Origin of the sequence: Nocardiopsis sp. NPDC007018 (genome assembly GCF_040635075.1) — a bacterium.
Lineage (GTDB): Bacteria > Actinomycetota > Actinomycetes > Streptosporangiales > Streptosporangiaceae > Nocardiopsis.
The window spans coordinates 1-19,099 of the sequence record NZ_JBEYHA010000016.1; the positions used below are offsets into that span (position 1 = coordinate 1).

At 70.3% G+C, this 19,099-nt stretch carries 21 protein-coding genes; 9 read left to right on the forward strand and 12 right to left on the reverse strand.

Translation table 11 applies throughout. The features are described 5' to 3' along the window. On the reverse strand, positions 1-455 hold a 455-nt coding region (locus ABZ635_RS11305), incomplete at its 3' end, for an ATP-binding protein (protein WP_357762512.1). A 65-nt stretch (positions 456-520) separates the two neighbouring features. Between ABZ635_RS11305 and ABZ635_RS11310 the strand changes: the two genes are divergently transcribed. From ABZ635_RS11310 to ABZ635_RS11320, 3 genes are all read left to right on the forward strand, one after another. Next, positions 521-1,066, forward strand: a complete 546-nt coding sequence (locus ABZ635_RS11310) for a DUF5753 domain-containing protein (RefSeq protein ID WP_357762515.1) — start codon at positions 521-523, stop codon at positions 1,064-1,066. Positions 1,067-1,078: 12 nt separating this feature from the next. Further along, a complete protein-coding gene (locus ABZ635_RS11315; RefSeq protein ID WP_357762518.1) occupies positions 1,079-1,258 on the forward strand; it encodes a DUF397 domain-containing protein in 180 nt (59 codons plus the stop codon). Positions 1,259-1,434: 176 nt separating this feature from the next. Beyond that, positions 1,435-1,668 (forward strand): DUF397 domain-containing protein, encoded by a 234-nt coding sequence (locus ABZ635_RS11320; RefSeq protein WP_357762828.1) that lies wholly within the window; start codon positions 1,435-1,437, stop codon positions 1,666-1,668. Positions 1,669-1,920: 252 nt separating this feature from the next. Here the strand turns inward: ABZ635_RS11320 and ABZ635_RS11325 are convergent, their stop codons facing one another. The 3 genes from ABZ635_RS11325 to ABZ635_RS11335 are packed head-to-tail and all read right to left on the reverse strand — an operon-like array spanning position 1,921 to position 3,822. Then, entirely contained in the window at positions 1,921-2,361 is a 441-nt protein-coding gene (locus tag ABZ635_RS11325; RefSeq protein ID WP_357762520.1) for an arsenate reductase ArsC, read from the reverse strand. Next, complete coding sequence (gene arsB / locus ABZ635_RS11330) at positions 2,348-3,436, reverse strand: ACR3 family arsenite efflux transporter (RefSeq protein WP_357762523.1); 1,089 nt, start codon at positions 3,434-3,436, stop codon at positions 2,348-2,350. Before arsB ends, ABZ635_RS11325 begins: the two co-directional genes overlap by 14 nt. Next, entirely contained in the window at positions 3,433-3,822 is a 390-nt protein-coding gene (locus ABZ635_RS11335; RefSeq protein ID WP_357762526.1) for a metalloregulator ArsR/SmtB family transcription factor, read from the reverse strand. The genes arsB and ABZ635_RS11335 overlap by 4 nt, the downstream gene beginning before the upstream one ends. Positions 3,823-3,901: 79 nt before the next feature. On the opposite strand from ABZ635_RS11335, the gene ABZ635_RS11340 reads away from it, so the two are divergent. Together ABZ635_RS11340 and ABZ635_RS11345 are read left to right on the forward strand one after the other, a co-directional pair. Continuing rightward, entirely contained in the window at positions 3,902-4,369 is a 468-nt protein-coding gene (locus ABZ635_RS11340; RefSeq protein WP_357762529.1) for an ArsI/CadI family heavy metal resistance metalloenzyme, read from the forward strand. 242 nt (positions 4,370-4,611) lie between these two features. Continuing rightward, positions 4,612-4,992 carry a hypothetical protein gene (locus ABZ635_RS11345; protein ID WP_357762532.1) on the forward strand — a complete coding sequence of 127 codons (381 nt, stop codon included), beginning with the start codon at positions 4,612-4,614 and terminating at the stop codon, positions 4,990-4,992. A gap of 136 nt (positions 4,993-5,128) precedes the next feature. Here the strand turns inward: ABZ635_RS11345 and ABZ635_RS11350 are convergent, their stop codons facing one another. From ABZ635_RS11350 to ABZ635_RS11380, 7 genes are all read right to left on the reverse strand, one after another. After that, on the reverse strand, positions 5,129-6,031 hold the full coding sequence (locus ABZ635_RS11350; protein ID WP_357762535.1) for a hypothetical protein: 903 nt from the start codon (positions 6,029-6,031) through the stop codon (positions 5,129-5,131). Positions 6,032-6,317: 286 nt separating this feature from the next. Next, positions 6,318-7,331 (reverse strand): DUF2797 domain-containing protein, encoded by a 1,014-nt coding sequence (locus tag ABZ635_RS11355; protein ID WP_357762538.1) that lies wholly within the window; start codon positions 7,329-7,331, stop codon positions 6,318-6,320. Between the two features lie 220 nt (positions 7,332-7,551). Beyond that, the gene (locus tag ABZ635_RS11360; protein ID WP_357762541.1) at positions 7,552-8,538 is read right to left on the reverse strand and encodes an NAD-dependent epimerase/dehydratase family protein; all 987 of its coding nucleotides are present in this window, start codon (positions 8,536-8,538) and stop codon (positions 7,552-7,554) included. Between the two features lie 215 nt (positions 8,539-8,753). Continuing rightward, positions 8,754-9,077, reverse strand: a complete 324-nt coding sequence (locus ABZ635_RS11365; protein ID WP_357762544.1) for a hypothetical protein — start codon at positions 9,075-9,077, stop codon at positions 8,754-8,756. Next, complete coding sequence (locus ABZ635_RS11370; protein ID WP_357762831.1) at positions 9,061-9,327, reverse strand: AbrB/MazE/SpoVT family DNA-binding domain-containing protein; 267 nt, start codon at positions 9,325-9,327, stop codon at positions 9,061-9,063. Before ABZ635_RS11370 ends, ABZ635_RS11365 begins: the two co-directional genes overlap by 17 nt. Positions 9,328-9,601: 274 nt before the next feature. Next, on the reverse strand, positions 9,602-10,039 hold the full coding sequence (locus ABZ635_RS11375; protein WP_357762547.1) for a YciI family protein: 438 nt from the start codon (positions 10,037-10,039) through the stop codon (positions 9,602-9,604). Between the two features lie 100 nt (positions 10,040-10,139). Beyond that, positions 10,140-11,648 carry an MFS transporter gene (locus ABZ635_RS11380; protein WP_357762549.1) on the reverse strand — a complete coding sequence of 503 codons (1,509 nt, stop codon included), beginning with the start codon at positions 11,646-11,648 and terminating at the stop codon, positions 10,140-10,142. Positions 11,649-11,997: 349 nt separating this feature from the next. On the opposite strand from ABZ635_RS11380, the gene ABZ635_RS11385 reads away from it, so the two are divergent. Continuing rightward, the gene (locus tag ABZ635_RS11385; RefSeq protein WP_357762552.1) at positions 11,998-12,267 is read left to right on the forward strand and encodes a hypothetical protein; all 270 of its coding nucleotides are present in this window, start codon (positions 11,998-12,000) and stop codon (positions 12,265-12,267) included. Here ABZ635_RS11385 and ABZ635_RS11390 read toward each other — a convergent pair. Continuing rightward, on the reverse strand, positions 12,264-15,128 hold the full coding sequence (locus ABZ635_RS11390) for a BTAD domain-containing putative transcriptional regulator (RefSeq protein ID WP_357762554.1): 2,865 nt from the start codon (positions 15,126-15,128) through the stop codon (positions 12,264-12,266). The genes ABZ635_RS11385 and ABZ635_RS11390 overlap by 4 nt on opposite strands. 276 nt (positions 15,129-15,404) lie before the next feature. On the opposite strand from ABZ635_RS11390, the gene ABZ635_RS11395 reads away from it, so the two are divergent. The 3 genes from ABZ635_RS11395 to ABZ635_RS11405 all read left to right on the forward strand — a co-directional run bounded on the left by ABZ635_RS11395 (position 15,405) and on the right by ABZ635_RS11405 (position 19,096). Then, positions 15,405-15,794, forward strand: coding sequence for a nuclear transport factor 2 family protein (locus tag ABZ635_RS11395; protein WP_357762556.1), 390 nt, complete (start codon positions 15,405-15,407; stop codon positions 15,792-15,794). A gap of 214 nt (positions 15,795-16,008) precedes the next feature. Then, a complete protein-coding gene (locus ABZ635_RS11400; RefSeq protein ID WP_357762558.1) occupies positions 16,009-16,701 on the forward strand; it encodes a DUF1449 domain-containing protein in 693 nt (230 codons plus the stop codon). Between the two features lie 349 nt (positions 16,702-17,050). After that, a complete protein-coding gene (locus ABZ635_RS11405) occupies positions 17,051-19,096 on the forward strand; it encodes an SPFH domain-containing protein (protein ID WP_357762562.1) in 2,046 nt (681 codons plus the stop codon). The last annotated feature ends 3 nt before the right edge of the window (positions 19,097-19,099 follow it).

Consider the following 19,099-nt stretch of genomic DNA (forward strand, 5'->3'; position numbering starts at 1 on the left):
GGGATGTCCTCGGTGTCTTCGGTGTCGATGTGGCTCCACGGGTTGTCGGTCAGGTCGTAGGCCAGGAAGAACCACACCTGCCGGAACTTGGGGTCGCCGTTGTCGCCCCACCGATCCGCAAGAGCGTCGATCAGCGCCAACCCCCGACCCGTCGCAGTGCCCGCCTCGATGTCGGCGAACGTGGCGGCAGTGAAGTTGCCCTTCTCCTGCGGGAGGTGGCTGCCCTGGTCACGGCAGATCAACGTCATCCCCTTCGCACCCCGATCCACCGTCAACGTGTAGGTACTGCCCCGCTCGCTCGACCGTGAGTGGGCGATCGCGTTGTTCGCCAACTCCGACCCGAGCAGGGTGAACAGGAACTGGAACTCCTCACACCGCTCCGCCGCACTGGTGTCCAAGAACGCCCGCACCAACGGCATCAGGCCGGGCAGCCCGGCGAAGGAGTACTGCCGCACTCCGCCGTGAGGCGAGAACTCGACCTTGGTGGCATGATTTCGAGGACGTACTCGACGATGGCTACGTGGGTTTCGAGGCTCAAGCACGCCGCATCTCAGCGTTCCATCCGATCGTGGTGCACGGCCTGCTCCAGACTCCGGCTTACGCAGCTGCCTCCGCACGCGCGTCCCTAGCTCGCACAGAAGCTGAGATCGAACGCATCGTTGCTGCCCGAATCGAGCGCCAGAAGCTGCTCATACGTCCTGATGCGCCGGAGTTTCGATGTGTTCTCGACGAAGCTGTTCTTCTTCGGTTGGCAGTGAACCCCGAACTCGCACGTGACCAACTGCAACACTTGGTGGACATCGCGGAAGCCATCAACACCGTGGCCCTGCAAGTACTCCCGATCGGAGCCGGGCTACACGGTTGTATGCATGGATCAACCGTCATCCTCGACTACGAGGACGAGCGTGATCCCAGTCTGGTCTACCTCGAAACGCGAGGGCGAGGCACGTACTTGGACTCTCCGGCACAGGTATCTGACTACCGTCTTGCGCTGGATGACGTCGCCTCAGACGCTCTGTCCAAGGTGGCAACGATCGAGCTCATCAAGAGCTTGATAGACGACTAGAAGAGGCACACCGTGTATTCATCCCAGGAGTTCCACAAGAGTAGCTACAGCGCCAACGAAGCCGCATGTGTTGAGGTGGCGGAGGGGCGCAGTGTATTGGTGCGAGACACCCAGAACCGCGAAGCCGGGCACCTGACTTTCGCGTCCCAGGAGTGGGCCGCGATGCTGAGCACCGCGCGCACAGAACGGTAGCCGCGTAACGGACAAGGGCCCCGACCACACTTGAGCTGTTCTCGTGGCCGGGGCCTTCTCATCGGCCAGAATCACCGTACGCAGCGGACCCACGAGTGAGAAGTGGGTTCGGCTGTCCGGTCCTGGACAGGGTCGGAACGTCCTCCTCTGAGCATGAGTCCCAGACGCGGGAAGGACTGTGTGCGTCAGCCTGTGCCCCCACCCCAGCGAAGGCCCCACCCACGCACCCCCACACCACCGAACTCACCTTCCGTAAAAGCAGCTACAGCGGTGCCCGCACGCAGGACTGTGTCGAGGTTGCCGACATCCCCGGCGCCTCGGCTGTCCGCGACACCCAGAACTGCGACGCCGGGCACCTTGAGTTCCCGACCGCAGAGTGGACCGCGCTCCTACGCGCCTCCACCAAGTAGCCGAGCGCGGCGAAGGCCCTCAGCCCATGCACGTGCTGTGGGCCTTCGCCATGCTTTTCCCGCAAGCGTGCGCACTGTACTTACCCGTCCTGTACAGGGGAAGCAGGCCCTGGCATCCGAGGGGCGACCGCTCATAGCCTGGTGCTCCGGCTCCTCGCCGCGTTCCGCGACCCGTTGCCGTCCCGAAGGGGACCGCACACGGACCCCGCCCGAACACTCCTCCAGATCGCCCCGCGTGTTCTGTTCCCCGCACTACGGGGATGATCCCTCGCGGCCACCGGCCCCTGGAGCCCCCAGCTCCTCCAACAAGTCCTCGACCAGGACGCGGACGCGGTCGCGGATCGGCCGCACCGCCTCCACCCCCTGCCCGGCGGGGTCCGGGAGGACCCAGTCCAGGTAGCGCCTACCCGGGTAGAACGGGCAGGCGTCCCCGCACCCCATGGTGATGACCACGTCCGAGGCCCTCACCGCTTCCGTCGTCAGGACCTTCGGCACGTTGGCGGCGATGTCGACGCCGACCTCCGCCATCGCCTGGACCACGGCCGGGTTGACCGTGTCGGCCGGGGCCGAACCTGCCGATCGCACCCGCACCCGTCCGGCTCCCAGATGGCGCAGGAAGGCGGCTGCCATCTGGGAGCGTCCGGCGTTGTGCACGCACACGAACAGCACCTGCGGGACCTCAGCTCCGGACACCGCGCACCTCCTCGTGGGGGAAGAACCGTCGCGACCATAGCGCGACGTGCACCAGGGCGATCAGGACGGGCACCTCGATCAGCGGACCCACCACCCCGGCGAGGGCCTGCCCGGAGACGGCGCCGAAGGACGCGATGGCCACGGCGATCGCCAGTTCGAAGTTGTTGCCCGCCGCGGTGAAGGCCAGGGTGACCGCCCTCGGGTGGGTGAAGCCGAGAACCCGCCCGAGGAGCAGGGTTCCGGCCCACATGAGCACGAAGTACACCAGCAGCGGCGCCGCGATGCGGACCACGTCCCAGGGCTGGGAGGTGATCGCCTCGCCCTGGAGGGCGAACAGCGCCACGATGGTGAACAGGAGCCCGTACAGCCCCCACGGGCCCAGCTTCGGGAGCAGCCGGGTCTCGTACCAGTCGCGGCCGCGCGCCCGCTCGCCCAGGCGGCGAGTGAGGTATCCGGCAAGCAGCGGAACACCGAGGAAGACCAGGACGGAGACGGAGATGTCGACGAAGGACACCTCCAGCACGGCCTGCTCCCAGCCCAGCCACCCCGGCAGCGCCACCAGGTAGAACCAGCCCAGCGCGCCGAAGGCGACCACCTGGAACACGGAGTTGAGCGCGACCAGGACGGCGGCGGCCTCGCGGTCGCCGCAGGCGAGGTCGTTCCAGATGATGACCATCGCGATGCAGCGGGCGAGCCCGACGATGATCAGCCCGGTGCGGTACTCGGGAAGGTCGGCGAGGAACAGCCACGCCAGGGCGAACATGACCGCCGGTCCGATGATCCAGTTCACCGCGAGCGAGGTGACGAGCAGGCGCCGGTCGCCGGTGACGGTGCCCAGACGGTCGTAGCGGACCTTGGCCAGCGGCGGGTACATCATCACCAGCAGGCCGAGGGCGATGGGGACCGACACCCCGGCCACGCCCATCCCGGCCAACGCCTCCCCCAGGCCGGGAACCATCCGGCCGAGGACGAGGCCGACCGCCATGGCGAGCAGAATCCACACGGTGAGGTAGCGGTCCAGGACCGGCAGGCGGGGGGCGCCCGCCTCGGTGGTCAGCCGGGCGGGGGCGCTCACGCTCCGGCCGCCGTCGTGGCGCGGCGGGTGAGGATCGCGGCCAAGCGGTCGGTGGCCTCGGGGAGGAGCCGGTAGTAGACCCAGGTCCCGCGCCGTTCGGCGGCGATGAGCCCGGCCTCGCGCAGCAGTTTGAGGTGGTGGGAGATGGTGGGCTGGGAGAGGTCGAAGGCGGGGGTCAGGTCGCACACGCACACCTCGCCGCCGTCCGGGGTGGCGATCATCGACAGCAGTCGGAGCCGCACCGGGTCGCCGAGGGCCTTGAAGACCCTGGCGAGTTCCGTGGCCTCGCCCTCGTCCAGCGGAGTGGTCAGCAGGCCGGGGCAGCAGTCCGCGACCGTGCCGGGGACCGAGGCGGGAGCATCGGCCGTGCGCTCTTGATTCGACATGCGTCTATGTTGACAAACTTCGAAACAACCCGCAACCTTGCATCGACGGATTTCGATACAAGGCCTGTGGAGGTCCCCCGTGTCCCGTGTGCAGCTCGCCCTCAACGTCGCCGACCTCGAAGCATCGGTCGCCTTCTACACGCAGCTCTTCGGCGTCGAACCCGCCAAGCGCCGCCCCGGCTACGCCAACTTCGCCGTCGCCGAACCCCCGCTCAAGCTGGTCCTCATCGAGGGAGAGCCCGGCCAGGAAACGCGCCTGGACCACCTGGGAGTGGAGGTGGAGGACTCGGCACAGGTCGACGCCGCCACCAACCGGCTCAAGGAGGCCGGACTGGCCACGTTCGAGGAGAACGACACGTCGTGCTGCTACGCGGTCCAGGACAAGGTGTGGGTGCACGGGCCCGGCCGGGAGCCCTGGGAGGTGTACGTGGTGAAGGCCGACAGTGACCAGCGCGGCCGGGCCGAGGACATCCCGACTCCCGACCAGGCCGCCCAGAGCCCGGTTCCGGGCCCGGCCCCTGCGTCGGGTTGCTGCGGCGGCGGCTGAGTGGCACGAGGGGCTGTCACCCGCCGGTGATCACGCCGGCGGGTGAGAGGGAGAGGGGTCGACCCGTCCAACAGGAGGAGCCCCCTCTCCCGCGCTTGAGGCAGCGTGGGACGCACACGGAGCCCTCGCAGCCCCGGCGGGCATGGCCAACAGCGCACGCGGAGCGGTAGAAAGGGTGGCGGAATCGTGTGACCCGTCCTCGCTACGAAGGGGGCACTTTCGACGAGTTCCGAGGAGCGAGCATGAGGTCGTTTCCCGGCCCGCTGATCTGTACGGTGGCGTTGACGTTGGCCGTTTCGGCGTGTTCCCCGGGCGGAACCGTCGACCTGGACAACGTGTTCGCGCAGCCGGAGGGAGAGTGGCACCTCCAGAGCAACCCCCGAGAAGCGACCAGCGAGCTGTGCACCGAAACACTCGACTGCATTCAGTCCTACACCACTGACCAGGCCGATTACCTCAGGTTCGCGTCGACCGACGACGCCGAGGCCGCCGCCGCGGGCATGGCCTCCCCCACGCATCTGTCGAACTACATCGTCATCCGGTTCACCGACCCGGAACTGACCGACGAGCAGCGGACACAGATGGCCGAGCGGATCGACGGCGTTCACAACTCGGACACGTGATTCCAGAACCCCGACAGCAGCCGCGACCAGCCCCGACCCCTGAACTCGAACCCAGATCCGGGGACTGAGCCGCAGACTCCTTAAAGCCCCAAGGCGCGGGCCCCGCCCTGCGAAGGCGGATACGTGCTCCGTCTCATCAGACTCTGAGTGCTTCACCGAGTTCTTCGGCGGCGGGGTGCCCGTCCAGGTCGTCCACGAGGCGGAACAGCCGGGATCGTGTGTTCGCGCGCAGCGACCCGGCCGGGACCGTCTCCAGGACGCTCATCCCCAACGCGGAGGCGTTCTGCGGGTCCCGGCGGGTCGCGTACGTCCGGGCGAGAATCGCCGTGGCCGCCGCCCAACCCGGCGATCCCACGCGTTTCAACCGGATCGACGTTTCGGCGTGCCGAGCCGACTCGCTGGCTTCGTAACCAAGGAGAGCTTCGGCCAGGTGTTGATGAAACTCGGCGCGGTCGAAGCCGAACCTTCCAGGTTCCTCGCGATCGGCTGCGTCCATGTGCCGCCGAGCCGTGGTGATGGCTTCGTCTAGTCGAGGCCGGTCGCCGAGGGCCGCCAGCGGTCGAAGTCGGCACCATGCTGTGATCTGGGCCATCCGCAGATCATCGTCAGCGAAAACCTCCGCCCTATCGGCGAGCTCCAAAGCCTCGGTGTATCGATCCTGGGACATGGTCACCATGGACTGGGCTCCGAGCGCCCACCCGGCCAGACGGCGTTCACCCAGTTCTTCCCCCACTCTGGACGCGGTGCCGAAGTGGATGAGGGACGCAGGGACGTCGCCGGTGTGGTGACCGAGACTGCCGAGGAGGCCGGACAGCCAGCCGATGACCCGCCGCACGTCCGTGGAGGTGCTGTTGCCGTTGATGAGCAGAGCGCGGCAGCGCGCGACCTCCGCCGCGAGCACCGGTGGCGGATAGTCGCTGTAGCGGACGGCATAGAACTCCACGGCGCGCTCAGCCAGATCGACCGCCCCGGCCCCAGGGCCGTTCAGGGCGATACTGTCGGCGACCGCGGTGAGGTCGGGGGAGGCGTCGGGCTGCATGGGGCCCTCCTGTCGCGGGTGCGGTGTGAGGTGACCGTACCAACCGGAGAGGCCTCTGAACTGAGGGATGCCCAAGTGTGCCGGGGCCCCGATAGACCCGAGCCGGTCGACTACCGGTACCTGTACGGAACAAGTGGGGGCGAGGGTGAGGGTGTGGTCATCAGCCGCAGGCCGCCGTCATCATCCGTCGTGGGCCCGAAGGCTGACGGAGGTTGCCGGACGTCCTCCCACACCAACCGGGCTCAGAACTGTGGGGGGGTCGCCCACGTCTCCACCGGCGTCACCGTCAGAACAGGCGGATCTGGTCCGCGTCCAGGTCGTGCCGACTCGGGGACGGGGTCCGGCTCTCTATCCGTAGACCTGCCGAGCGCTCAGGAGACGGAGCCAGGGGAAACCCGGCCAGAAGGCGGGTGTCCACGAACAGCGGGCGGTCCGTATGGGCCTGGGCACCGATCAGCACCCGACCCACCACAGCCTCAAGGCGCAGCACCAGACCGGCCGGAGCCTGAAGACCTGTCAGAGCGTCGTAGGCGGCGGGGAGCGGCCCCACCAGACCGAACTCCTGCGCGATGAGGTGGACGGTGTCACTGGTCGGTTCGAGCAGATCCAGCAGACCGGCGGCGGTGATGGCGGCCCGGGCCCGCTCCAGCGCGACGTGACCACCAGCGAAGGCCTCGGGATCGCTCAACGCGGCGAGCTTGCGGACCAGACGCAGGCGTTCGACCGCGTGGTCGGTGGCGGCGATGGCGCGTTCGGCCGCGCGCACCGCGGGCAGCGGTCCACGGCCCAGCTCCGTGTAGGCCAGGGCGCCCTGTTCCAGGAGACGGCTCCGTCCGCGTTCGGCGGCGGTCAGCCCCACCTTGACCAGACCGGGGCCGAACCAGGCCAGGTAGAGCAGGTAGGTGCGGTCATCGGTGTAGGCGTCACGAGCCAGCAGACGACCCTGGTCGTTGGCGGCGCACTCGGCGCACTGGGCATCGGTCCCCCGCGCGGGCACGGGCGCCGTGCACCAGCGGCGACACCCGCGTTCACCGTCCCAGCGGCCCACGCAAGCGCGCGGATCGGCAAGGCCCAAACGCACCGTCGTACCCGGCCCGAGTTCGAGGGATCGATCAGCCTGGTCGGGTCGGGAGGCCACCCACCGAGGACGCCCCTGGCGCCAGAACAGCCCGGTGATACGCCATACCGGCAGGCTGGCGCCCGCGTTCATCGTGCTCAGTGTGTCCTCCCAGACCAGCGGGCAGGCGATACGGCCTACGGCCAGGGTCTCACCCCGCCTGCCAGCGGGGGAGGCGGGCACAGACGCACCGAACGCCCGCCCCTACAGGAGAAGACAGGGTGGTGCTCAACGGGGCTTGGTGCCCCCAGAGCACCCGGACTCACCGCCCAGGCGCGGGGTCGGCCCGGTACCCGAGTGGACCTCGCCCGGCTGGAACACCCGATTGTCTGAGGTGACGGTTGCCGGAAGAACGGCCAGCCCACCACCGGAGTACGGCGGGGACCGGCCGTCCCCGGGGCGCTCACAACCCCAGGGCTCGGGCCTCGACCTCGGGGTCCAGGCCGACTCTCGGGCGGTCGGGACGCTGTTCCACCTCCCCGCCGAGGGAGCTCATCCACGCCCACGTGTCGGCCACCGTCTCCGCGACCGGCCTGCACCTCAAACCGGTGGCCAGTGCGCGGTCGACGTTCCCCTGGTGCAGGGTCTCGTGCAGCTCACCCGGCGGCAGCCACACCGGCAGCTCCCGCCACGGCGTGATCCCGGCCTCCGCGACGGCCTCCGGGGAGAACCAGCGGAACTCGGCGTCGGAACCCGTCACCTCCCGGCACGCGGTGAGGAACTCCTCCATCGTCGTGTGCCCGATCGGGCTCACCATGTTGTACGGCCCGCCCAACCCCTTCTCCGCCGCGTCCAGGGTCCACGCCGCGAGGTCACGGGCGTCCACGTACTGGAGCGGGAGGTCACGCGGCCCCGGCGCCAGGACGGGCCCTCCCCGGGCGATCCGGCCCAGCCACCAGGGCAGCCGACCGATGTTCTCGTACGGCCCCAGGATGAGCCCGGCCCGCACGAGCAGCGCCCGGTCGCCGAACACCTCCTCCGCCGCCAGCTCCCCACCGCGCTTGGCCCGCTCGTAGTCGGTGCCGTCGTCGTCCACCGACGCCTCCACCACCGGCGCGCTCTCGTCGGCGTGCGCCGCGCTGGGGACACCGTGAACGGAACGGCTGGAGACGTAGGAGTAGTGGCCGACCCTCTCCGACAGCAGGCGCGCGGCCTCCAACACCGCCCCCGGAGCCTCCGACCACGTATCCACCGCGTAGTCCCACTCCCCCTCCGCCAGCGCGGCGAGACCGCCCGGCTCGGTGCGGTCGCCGCGCAGCACCCTCGCCCCGGCCGGAGCCTCGTGCCGACCACGGTGGAACACCGTGACCTCCCAGCCACGGGCGAGCGCGTCCTCCACGACCGCCCGCCCCACGAACTCCGTACCGCCCAGAACCAGAAGACTCGTCATGGGTCCAGTGTCTTCCGGCGGTGCCGGTTGGCGCCAGGGTCCGTTGCTGAGAGCAGAAAACGCGGTCGCCCCACCCGCATCACCGACCCCGCTGACCTCATGGGCACCACCAACCTCGTGCCCCCGTCCCGTCCGGTCGCTGGGAGAGTGAACGCCGCGAGATCCTCGTCCACCGGCCCCGCAACCCGTGGTCGCCGGGCCGGTGGTGGGCGGGGTCAGGGCGGGCCGGGCTTGAAGACGGCGTGGGTACCGATCCGCCGCCAGATCACATGCGGGGTGCCGGGAAAACGCTCGTCCCCGTACTCCCACGTGGCTCGCCCGTCAGGAGCCCAGGTCATCTCGTAGACTCCCGGAGCCCCTTGGACGCCCTTCACCCGTAGGCCGGGACGGAACTCCCCCTTCTGTACGTCGGGCGCGAAATCGCCCGTGACCACGCGCCGAAGGCGCGCGGCCTGTTCCCTGGTCAACTTCTTGAAGTCCGCTTTGAAGCGGGGGGTGGTAGCGAACGCGGCCAACTGCTGCTCACTGCTCCTGTTCAAGAGCGTCGAACATCGACTCCGCGTCCTCGAACTCCTCGGTCTGGCCAGCGGCGATCCGCTCGCTGGCCTCCCGCTCGCCCCGCTGCCACTGCCGATCCCAGAACCAGCCCTGATCGGCTGGGACCACGGTCATGCCGCGCACCACAACCTGACCGTCCTCGCCGATCTCGAACTCGACCTCGTCGCCTTCGCGGATGTGCAGCGCCTCGGTGACCTCCCGAGGCAGAGTGAGCTGGTTCCTACGACGCATCACCTCGCGCCGAAGTCTCGTCTTCGTGTCACTCATGTGCGGCCTTTCGGTGGTGGTGCTCCGAGCTTCCCTCTCGTGGAACCAGTTCAGGGATGCTCCGGGCCGATCGTCATCGGCACGGCGACGGCGCGATTGAACTCCACGAAGGCCCATCGATGCGCCAGACCGCCTCCACCTCGTGTTCGACACCGGTGTGACCCATGCGGCCATCTCAGCACCACCGGCCACACCGGCGCAACGGAGATTACCCCGCTCTACACGCCTCGGGAGGCGCTCAGGCGTCGTCGCCGGGCTGGTTCGCGCGCCGCTCGCGCTCGCGCTCCCTGACCTCCTCGGGCATGCCCTCCAGGTCCTCCAACTCGGCGATGCGGCGCAGCTGGAGCTTGAGCTCGGTCGGGTCGCCCTTGGGCGGATGCGGGCACCGCTTGGCCCACTCCAGCGCCTCGGCGTGCGAGGTCACCTGGAGGACCCAGTACCCCGCGATGAACTCCTTCGCCTCGGTGAAGGGCCCGTCCACCACGGTGGCCTCACCGTCGCGGAAGACGACCTCGGCCCCGGCCGAGGTGGGGGCCAGGCCCTCACCGCTCAGCAGGACACCGGCCCGCACCAGTTCCTCGTTGTACCTGCCCATCTCCTCGTAGACCTCGGGGCCGACCTCGTAGTCGGCGGCCTCGGACTCGGGGGTGCTCATGATCGACATCAGGTAGCGCATGGTGTGCTCCGCTCGTCGGGTGTGGAGCGGGCCCGTTCCCCGCTCTCACCACCACGTCGACGGGGCGGGCCGGGATCGACACCCCTCCGGGTTCTTCCCCCTACCCCTTCTCCTGCCCGGCTTCCCGACCCTGTTCACCCAGGTCAGCCATACTTTCCCGACCCTTGGCGCCGGTGTCCGGAACCGAGCCCGGGGCGGGGTCCGTGGGGCCGGTGTCCTCGGGACCGGAAACCTCCGAGCCGGTGCCCCCGTCCTCCCCACCAACGGCCTCCGCGTCCCCGGTGTCCCCGGCCGCCCCATCGGCCGCGGCCATCTGCTCGGCCTCCTTCTCGTCCGCCTGGCCGGTGATCCGGCGCAGCGCGGACAGCGACAGCAGCAGGGCGGCGAACACCGCCACGCCCGCGGCCACCGGTACGTAGTACAGCTCGACCCTGCCGAGCGCACCACCCAGCAACGCTCCGATCGGGGAGAAGCCCGCACCGGACACCTGGACGCACGACATCACCCGCCCCATCTGAGCACCGGGGACGATCAACTGGATCGCGCTGAGCATCACGATGTTGGAGGAGGTCAGACAGAACCCGAGCACCGTCCAGGCCGCGGCGGCCACGTACGCGTTGGGCGCCAGCCCGAACACGACACAGCACGTGGACGCCAGGGTGAAGAGCACCAGCTCCGTGCGGAACCGGCCCAGACGGCCCACGATCCGGCTCACCGACGCGGCACCCAGGAGAGCGCCCACCGCCGACGCGCCCAGGAAGACGCCGTAGAGGGCGGCGGGCACCCCGAAGTGGTCGCGGACCAGGAGCACCATGACGGCGGACTGGGCGACGAAGGCCATGTTCATCACCACGTTGAACGCCAGTACCGGCCCCAGGGAGCTACCACGGAAGACGAAGGCCAGCCCCTCGCCGATGTCGCCGAAGACCGAGCGCACCACGCCCGGGCCCTCGCCGTCCTTCCGCTCGGACGTGCCCTCGGGGCGAGGCGGGCGGCGCACCGCCAGCGGAAGGCCGAGCAGCACCAGGGCTCCGAGCAGGTAGGCACCCGCGTTGACCGCCAGCGGCAGGAACGCCACCACCGCGAACAGGAACCCCGCGAGCGGCCCGCCCGCGAACTGCTGGGTGACGGTCTGACCGCCGACCAGTCGGCCGTTGGCCCGGTCCAGCTGACCCGCCGGAGCGATGTCCGGCAGCATCGCGTGCCCCGCGAGGTCGTAGAAGACCTCGCAGACCATCACCGTGAACATGACGGCGTAGAGCACCCAGATCGAGGCGTGGCCGGTGGCGATCGACACGGCGAGGACCACGAGCGCGCCGCCCCTGCCGAGGTTGGTCAGGACCATCAGGCGCACCCGGTCGACCCGGTCCACCACCACCCCGGCGAACAGCCCGACCAGCAGCCAGGGCAGATACCGGACGGCGGTCAGACCGGCCACCAGGAGGGGGTCGTTGGTGAGGAGCGCCGCCACCAGCGGCAGCGCGACGAACATCATGCCGTCGCCGAGGTTGCTGGAGAGGCTGCCCGTCCAGAAGCGGTTGAAGTCCCGCCCCAGGGGCGGCCGGGCCTTCTTCTCGGGGGTGGGGGTGTCGGGGGGTGCGCTGCTCACGGGGGATGTCCCTTCGGGGGCGGTGGGAGCCGTTGCGGCCGGTTCCCAGACTTCCCGGGCCCGGTCAACTCCGGGTCACGGTGGCGTCTCCGGTCACCACACCGCCCGGGAGGTCGCACGCACGCGCGGCGGTCCCCGTCCGGGTCTGGGGGGCGTCGGCGGCCCGGACGGGGCGGGCCGCCAGCACGCTCCCCTCGCGGCGGCAAGGGGGCCACTCGCTCCGATACGCCCCTCTGACCTGCGCGAAAGCGCCGTCAATAGCCGGAGGATAAGGCCGGGAACGGTGCCTCTTCCTAACGTGGGGAACAACAGAGACAGCAGCAGGTACGACTGACACACAGGAGTAGAGATGCGCATCCCCCACCTGGCCCTCACCCTCGTCACCGCCACCGCGCTGACCTTCCTCGCGGCCTCTCCGGCGGCGGCCTCCGCCCCGCATGCCCCCGCTCTCCTGACGGCGGCCGCCGTCACTCCCGCCGCCGCGCCGTCCGGGCTCCCCCTCCTGCCCGACGTCATCGACAAGGTGTGCGGCCTGGTGCCCGGCTTCCCAAGCGTCCCCGGCCCGATCGAACTGAGCCCCTGCGAGGACGGCCCGAACGACGAGTGGGACAACCACTAGTGCGCGTCGGCCAGCAGCCTCTCGACGACGGCCTGCGCCTGACGGTCCCGCAAGTCCTCGTACAGGGCCAGGGCCTGGAGCAGGGTCGCGCGGCCGCTCTCCGTCTGGTCCTGGGCGAGGTAGGCCTCGCCCAGACTCTCCAGCAGGGCCGCCTCACCCTTGGGGTCGTTGATCCGCCGCACCAGCTCCAGCGCTGTGGTGAGCTTCTCCACCGCCGCCTCGTGCTGGTCCAGGTACAGGTGGGTCCGGCCGACCCACCAGCAGGCCTGGGCGCGGCCCCGGAGGTCGCCCACCTCCTCGGCCAGGGCCAGCGCCTCCTCCAGCTCGGCCCACCCCCGGGTGGTCTCTCCCGAACGCACCCGTAGGTTGCCGAGCAGCAGCAGGCACCGCCGTTGGCCGATCCGGTTCCCGAGGCGGACCCAGCCCCGCAGCGCCTGCTCCCCGTACGCGATCGCCCTCGGCAGGTCGCCGTCCGCCCGGCTCCGGAACGCCAGGAGCGTGCGGGCCGTCATCTCGCCGTGGTCGTGGCCGAGGTCGACGAACTCGGCCAGGGCGTCCTCCACGAGGCTCTGCCGGGAGAGCGGGTCGTACCGGTCCCTCAGGAGGTAGCCGACCTCCGTGTCCAGGGCCGCCGCGCCCAGCCGGTCGCCGCCGTCACGGACCAGTGTCATCGCGGTGTCGTACACCTCGGTCAGGTCGTCGACGTAGCCGCGCCGGTCCAGGAAGTTTCCCAGGGCCACCGCCAGCTCCCAGCACTGCTCGCGCAGCCCCTCCTTGGCGGCCTGCACGACCGCGTGGCGCAGGTTGGCGCGCTCGGCCTCCAACCAGACGTAGGGGTCGGCCAGGAGCCGGTCCACGTACTTGGCTGGCGGATGCCAGCGCGGCGCGCCCCCGCGTACCTGGAACACCTCGGTGCCGGAGAGCCTGCGGTTCGCCTCGTCGAGCAGGGCCAACCAGCCGCCCAACAGGCGCTCCAGCGCCTGGGAGCGCTCCACCCGGTACTCGTCGCGGGTGAGCTGCTCTCGGGCGTAGTCGCGCACAAGGTCGTGGAAGCGGTACACCGGCTCCCCCGCCGGGTCCACGCCCATCACGTCCAGCATGTGCGCGTCCACCAGCGGTTCGGCCAGGTCCGAGGGGAAGGGGCCGTCGTCGTCCAGGACCGCGCCCGCGGCCCACGCCGGGAAGGTGGGGCCCTCCGCCAGGCCGAGGAGCGAGAACACGCGGGCGCTGCGCGCGTCGAGCCCGTCATGGGTGAGCGACAGGCTGGCGCGCACCGTCATGTCGCCGTGGGCGAGCTCGTCCAGGCGTCGGCGTTCGTCGGAGAGGCGGTCCACCATCCCGGCCAGCGGCCAGTGCGGGCGGGCGGCCAGCCGGGCGGCGACGATCCGCAGCGCCAACGGCAGGCGGCCCACCGCCTGCACCAGCGCCTGGGCGGCGTCCGACTCGGCCCGCACCCGTTCCTCGCCCAGGACCCGGCCGAGGAGCTCCAGGGACGACCCCTCGGAGAGGGTGTCCATCTCCACCCGGGTGGCGCCGGGCAGGGCGGTGAGCCGGGCCCGGGACGTGATGATCACCCCGCACCCCGCCGACCCCGGGATGAGCGGGTACAGCTGGCCCTCGTCGGCGGCGTCGTCCAGCAGCACCAGCACCCGGCGGCTGGCCAGCAGACCCCGGTACATGGCGGAGCGCTCGTCGACGTCCTCGGGTATCCCCTGCCCGGGAACACCCAGGGCACGCAGGAACCGCGCCAGGACGTCGGCGGGCTCCAGCGGCACTTCACGGCTGCCCCGCATGTCGCAGTACAGCTGCCCGTCCGGGAACGCGCCGTCCGCGAGGTCGTGGGCGATCCGCACCGCCGTGGAGCTCTTGCCGACCCCGGCCCGGCCCACCAGGGTGACCACGCCGACCGTGCCCGCGCCCCGGGCGAGGGTCCGCTCGGCGGTCTCGACCACGTCGCGCCGGCCCACGAAGTCCGCCGTGGCGGTGGGCAGCTGGAACGGGGTGACCGCGTGCGCGGCGGCCGGGGCGGTGTCCGGCGGGGAGGCCGCGACCGGCTCCGGTTCCGGGTCGGGGCCGCGGCCGTCAGCGGCGGCGTCCCGTTCCGGGACCTCGTCGGGGAGGTTGAGCGCGGGGTCTCCCGCCAGCACCGCCGCCTCCATGTCGCGCAGGCGGCGGCCCGGCTCCAGCCCCAGTTCACCGACGAGCAGGTCGCGACCGCTCCGGTACACCTCCAGCGCCTCCGCCTGGCGGCCCGACCGGTACAACGCGAGCATGAGTTGGGCGCGCAGGTTCTCCCGCAGCGGGTAGGCCTCCACCAGCGCGCCGATCTCGGAGACGAGCCGCGCGTGGTGGCCCAGGCCCAGTTCGATGTTCAGGTAGGTCTCGGTGGCGTCGACCCGTTCGTCCTCCAACCGGGCCGCCTCGGCGGCCAGGCCCTCGTGGTCCGCACCGCCGAGGGCGGCCCCGCGCCAGAGCCCGACCGTGGCCCGCAGCAGGGCGGCGGCCTCCTCCCTGCGCCCCTCCCGGAGCAGGACGGCGGCGTCCCGGACCTGGAGGGCGTGCAGCTGGGCGTCCACGGTCTCGGGCGCGGACCTGAGCTGGTAGCCGGGCGGCACGGTCTCGATGGTGGCGCCGGTCGGGCCGAGCAGCTTACGCAGCCGGGAGACGCAGATCTGCACCTGGGTGCGGGCGGTCTCGGGCGGGGAGTCCCGCCACAGGACGTCGACGATGCGGTGGGTGGGCACCACCCGGTTGATCTCCAGGAGCAGCAGGAAGAGCACCGCCTGCTGCCTGCCGGGGGGTACCCGGACGGGCCCGTGGTCGCCCAGGACCTCCAAAGGGCCGAGGACGCGGAAACGCACCGGTGGCTGAACTGACCGATCTCCCCGGACGGCGTCGATCACTGGCCCCCATTCAGAATGATCGCTCACCGGTAATGGGAGCGTCTCGGCGAACTGACTGTATATCACAGACCCCAATTGTCACCTCTGTTTCTTCACATTCACACGGAACGAACACACGGACCGAACGCGGGAACCGAACACACGGAGTAAACCCGCGATAGCAGACGGATAGCGAGCGAATTACCCGAGGAATCACCATGGGATGAACCGACCGACCAGGACCCTGGAGTGACCGTGGCTTATCCAGCCGAGCCCCCGCCGGAAGCCGCCCTCAGCGCCCGCGTGCCGGACATCGGTCGCGAGCACATCCACCTGTCCTACGCCTACCTCGATCGCCGCGACAGCGAAGGGCTCGCCTCTCTCGTGGACCCCGGCGCGCGTTTCCACGGACCGCGCGCGCGAGTGGCCCGGGGCCCCCAGGAGGCCACCGAGCTGCTGCTCAGGCTCGTGTCGGAGGGGTCGGCGCACACCCTGCACAGAATCGTCGTCGAGCACGACGGCGCGGCGGTGTCCGGGGCCCTCACCACACCCGAGGGGAAGCGGGTCGATTTCGCGGACTTCCTCAGCATTTCCGATCACGGACTCCTTCTCTCCTGGCGAAGATTCCATTCCGTGGAGTGGTAATCACGGAATGCGATAACCGAAGGACAGGAGCACTTCCGAACCGCTCACCCGCGTGGCAAACCGCTGGCCGCCCCCATTACCGGTGCCCGACCGTGAACGCCCCGCCCCCGAGCGGCACTGGCCACAATCGGTCAGGGAGCCCCCGCCCACCACGCTGAGCTGGGGCGTTCGATAGGGTTCCGGGACGGTTCGGACATGGGGGCGGGTACACGGAATGGGCGTCTTCCTGGGTTCCGCCTTCGGCTTCCCGACGGTCCTGTTCACCCCGATGCTCGTCGTCGTGCTGGGCTACTGGATCTTCGTGATCGTCGGCGCCGCCGACACGGAGCTGCTCGACAGCGTGGACTCCAACGGCGACGCCGCCGGGTTGAGCGCGTTCCTGGGCAGGGCCGGGCTCACCGGGTCCACACCGAGGACGTCCGCCGGGACCGCCGGGCCGCGGCGGTCGGGCGGGGTACCGGTGACGGTCGCCCTGACCCTCCTGATCTGCGTCGCCTGGTTCGTGAGCATGATGGGAAGCATCTTGACCACTCTCGTCGAGACCACCTCCACCCCGCTGTTGTACGCGCTCGGCGCCGTCGTGCTGGTCATCGCGCTGGTCGCCGCCTGGGCGGTCACCAGCGGCGTGGTCATGGGCGTCCAGCGCCTCGTGCCCGGGCGCCGGGGCGACTCCAAGCACGAGCTGGTCGGACGCACCTGCGTGATCCGGATCGGCGAGGCCCGGGAGGACTTCGGCCAGGCCGAGATCACCACCGCGGGCGGCGCCTCCATCTCCATCCCCGTACGCACCACCGGCGGTGAGGTCCTGGCCCTGGGCAGCACCGCGCTCATCTTCGACCACAGCACGGACGGCGACGTCTTCCTGGTGACCGCCTTCGACGCCGCCCTCGACCCCGGGCAGTCCTGACCGGGACCTCCCCTACCGCCACCCACCGCCACCCCCGGCTCGGACCGAGCGGCCCGTGCCCGACCACGAACGACCCGACGGCGCGCCGCTCGCAGGCCCGATCCCGGACGACGCGGCCCCGCACCCTCCGCAAGCCCCACCCTCCGCTCCGCTCCGCCACCACCGCTCCCGCCGTCCCAGCCCACCCACGGTGAGCAGGGACGACCTTCACCGGCGGTGGAACCGAACGCCCCGGCGGAGCGTCACAAACCCTGACAAACGCAACCCACCCCGGGTCAGCGCACCGCCCACCCCGCCGTTCCCACCGGTGCGGAACCGACCCCGTTCTCCTCGCAGAAAGAGACACCACGTGCTGTTGAGCGCATCCTCCACCGGCCAGGAGGCGGCCGACGCCGCCTTCCTGACCTTCGGTGTGGCCCTGGCCGTCGGCCTCGTCGTCCTCCTCGCACTCCTGCTGATGGTCACGCGACTGTTCCGCAAGGTCGAGCAGGGCAAGGCCCTGATCATCTCCAAGATCCGGGACGTCCACGTCACCTTCACCGGCGCCATCGTCCTCCCGGTCCTGCACAAGGCCGAGGTCATGGACATCTCGCTCAAGAGCCTCACCCTGGAGCGCGGCGGCCGTGACGGACTGACCTGCAAGGACAACATCCGTGCGGACATCAAGGTGTTCTTCTACGTCCGCGTGAACGAGACCGCCGAAGACGTCAAGAAGGTCGCCAAGGCGATCGGCACCGCCCGCGCCAGCGACCAGGACACCCTCCAGGAACTCTTCAACTCGAAGTTCTCCGAGGCGCTCAAGACCGTCGGCAAGCAGTTCGACTTCGAGGAGCTGTTCACCCACCGCGAGGAGTTCCGCCAGGCGATCGTCTCGCTCATCGGCACCGACCTCAACGGCTACATCCTGGAGGACGTGGCCATCGACGAGCTGGAGCAGACCCCGCTGCACCAGCACGACGCCAACAACATCCTCGACGCCCAGGGCATCTCGAAGATCACGGAGCGCACCGCCAAGGAGCACAAGCGCACCAACGAGTTCGAGAACGACCGCAAGAAGGAGATCGACCGCCAGAACACGGAGACCGCCGAGACCCTCGCGGAGCTGGAGAAGCGCCGCGAGGAGGCGACCGCCAAGGCCAAGCGCGAGATCGAGATCATCCGCGCCCAGGAGGAGGCCGAGACCGCCCGCGTCCAGGCCGAGGAGCGGCTCAAGGCCGAGGCCGCCAACCTGCGCACCTCCGAGTCGCTGGGCGTCCAGCACCAGAACCAGCAGCGTGAGATCGCGGTCGCCGAGAAGAACCGCGAGCGCGTCATCGCCATCGAGACCGAGCGCATCGAGAAGGACCGCCTCCTGGAGGTCATCGGCCGCGAGCGCGAGACCGAGCTGAGCCGCATCGCCAAGGACAAGGAGGTCGAGGCCGAGAAGCGCGAGGTCGCCGACGTCATCCGCGAGCGCGTGGCCGTCGACCGCACCGTCGCCGAGCAGGAAGAGGCGATCAAGAAGCTCCGCGCCGTGGAGGAGGCCGAGCGCCAGCGCCAGGCCATCATCATCCACGCCGAGGCCGAGGCCCAGGAGAACCTGGTCAAGGACATCAAGGCCGCCGAGGCCGCGGAGGCCGCCGCCAAGCACAAGGCCCAGGAGGAGCTCACGCTCGCCGAGGCCCGCCAGCAGGCCGCCGAGCTCGACACCCGCGCCAAGATCCGTCTCGCCGAGGGCATCCAGGCCGAGGCCGCGGCCGCCGGCCTGGCCGAGGTGCAGGTCCGTCACCAGGACGCCGAGGCCGTCGAGAAGCTCGGCCGCGCCGAGGCCGTCGTCGCCCGCGAGAAGGCCGAGGTCGAGGCCGACGCGGTCGAGAAGAAGCTGCGCGCCGAGGCCGCCGGTCTCACCGACAAGGCCGCCGCCATGGCCGCCCTGGACCAGGTCAGCCGCGAGCACGAGGAGTACCGCCTGCGCCTGGACGCCGAGAAGGAGGTCCGTCTGGCCGGGATCGACGTCCAGCGCCAGGTCGCCGAGGCCCAGGCCACGGCCATGGCCGCCGGTCTGGAGAGCGCCGACATCAGCATCGTCGGCGGCGACGGCGCCTTCTTCGACCGCATGGTCAACTCCATCGGCATGGGCAAGGCCGTCGACGGCTTCGTCGGCAGCTCCGACACCGTCCAGGCGCTGGGCAGCGGCTGGCTGAGCGGCGAGGGCAACTTCGCCGAGGACGTCAAGCGGGTCCTGGCCGAGGCCGACACCGAGGACGTCAAGAACCTCACCGTCTCCGCCCTGCTACTCAAGCTCATCGCGGCGGGCGGCCCCGACACGGGCAAGCTGGACGGCCTGCTCACCACGGCCCGCACCCTGGGCCTGGACCAGCTCCCCGTCAACGCTCTCGCCCCTGTGAAGCAGTGAGGT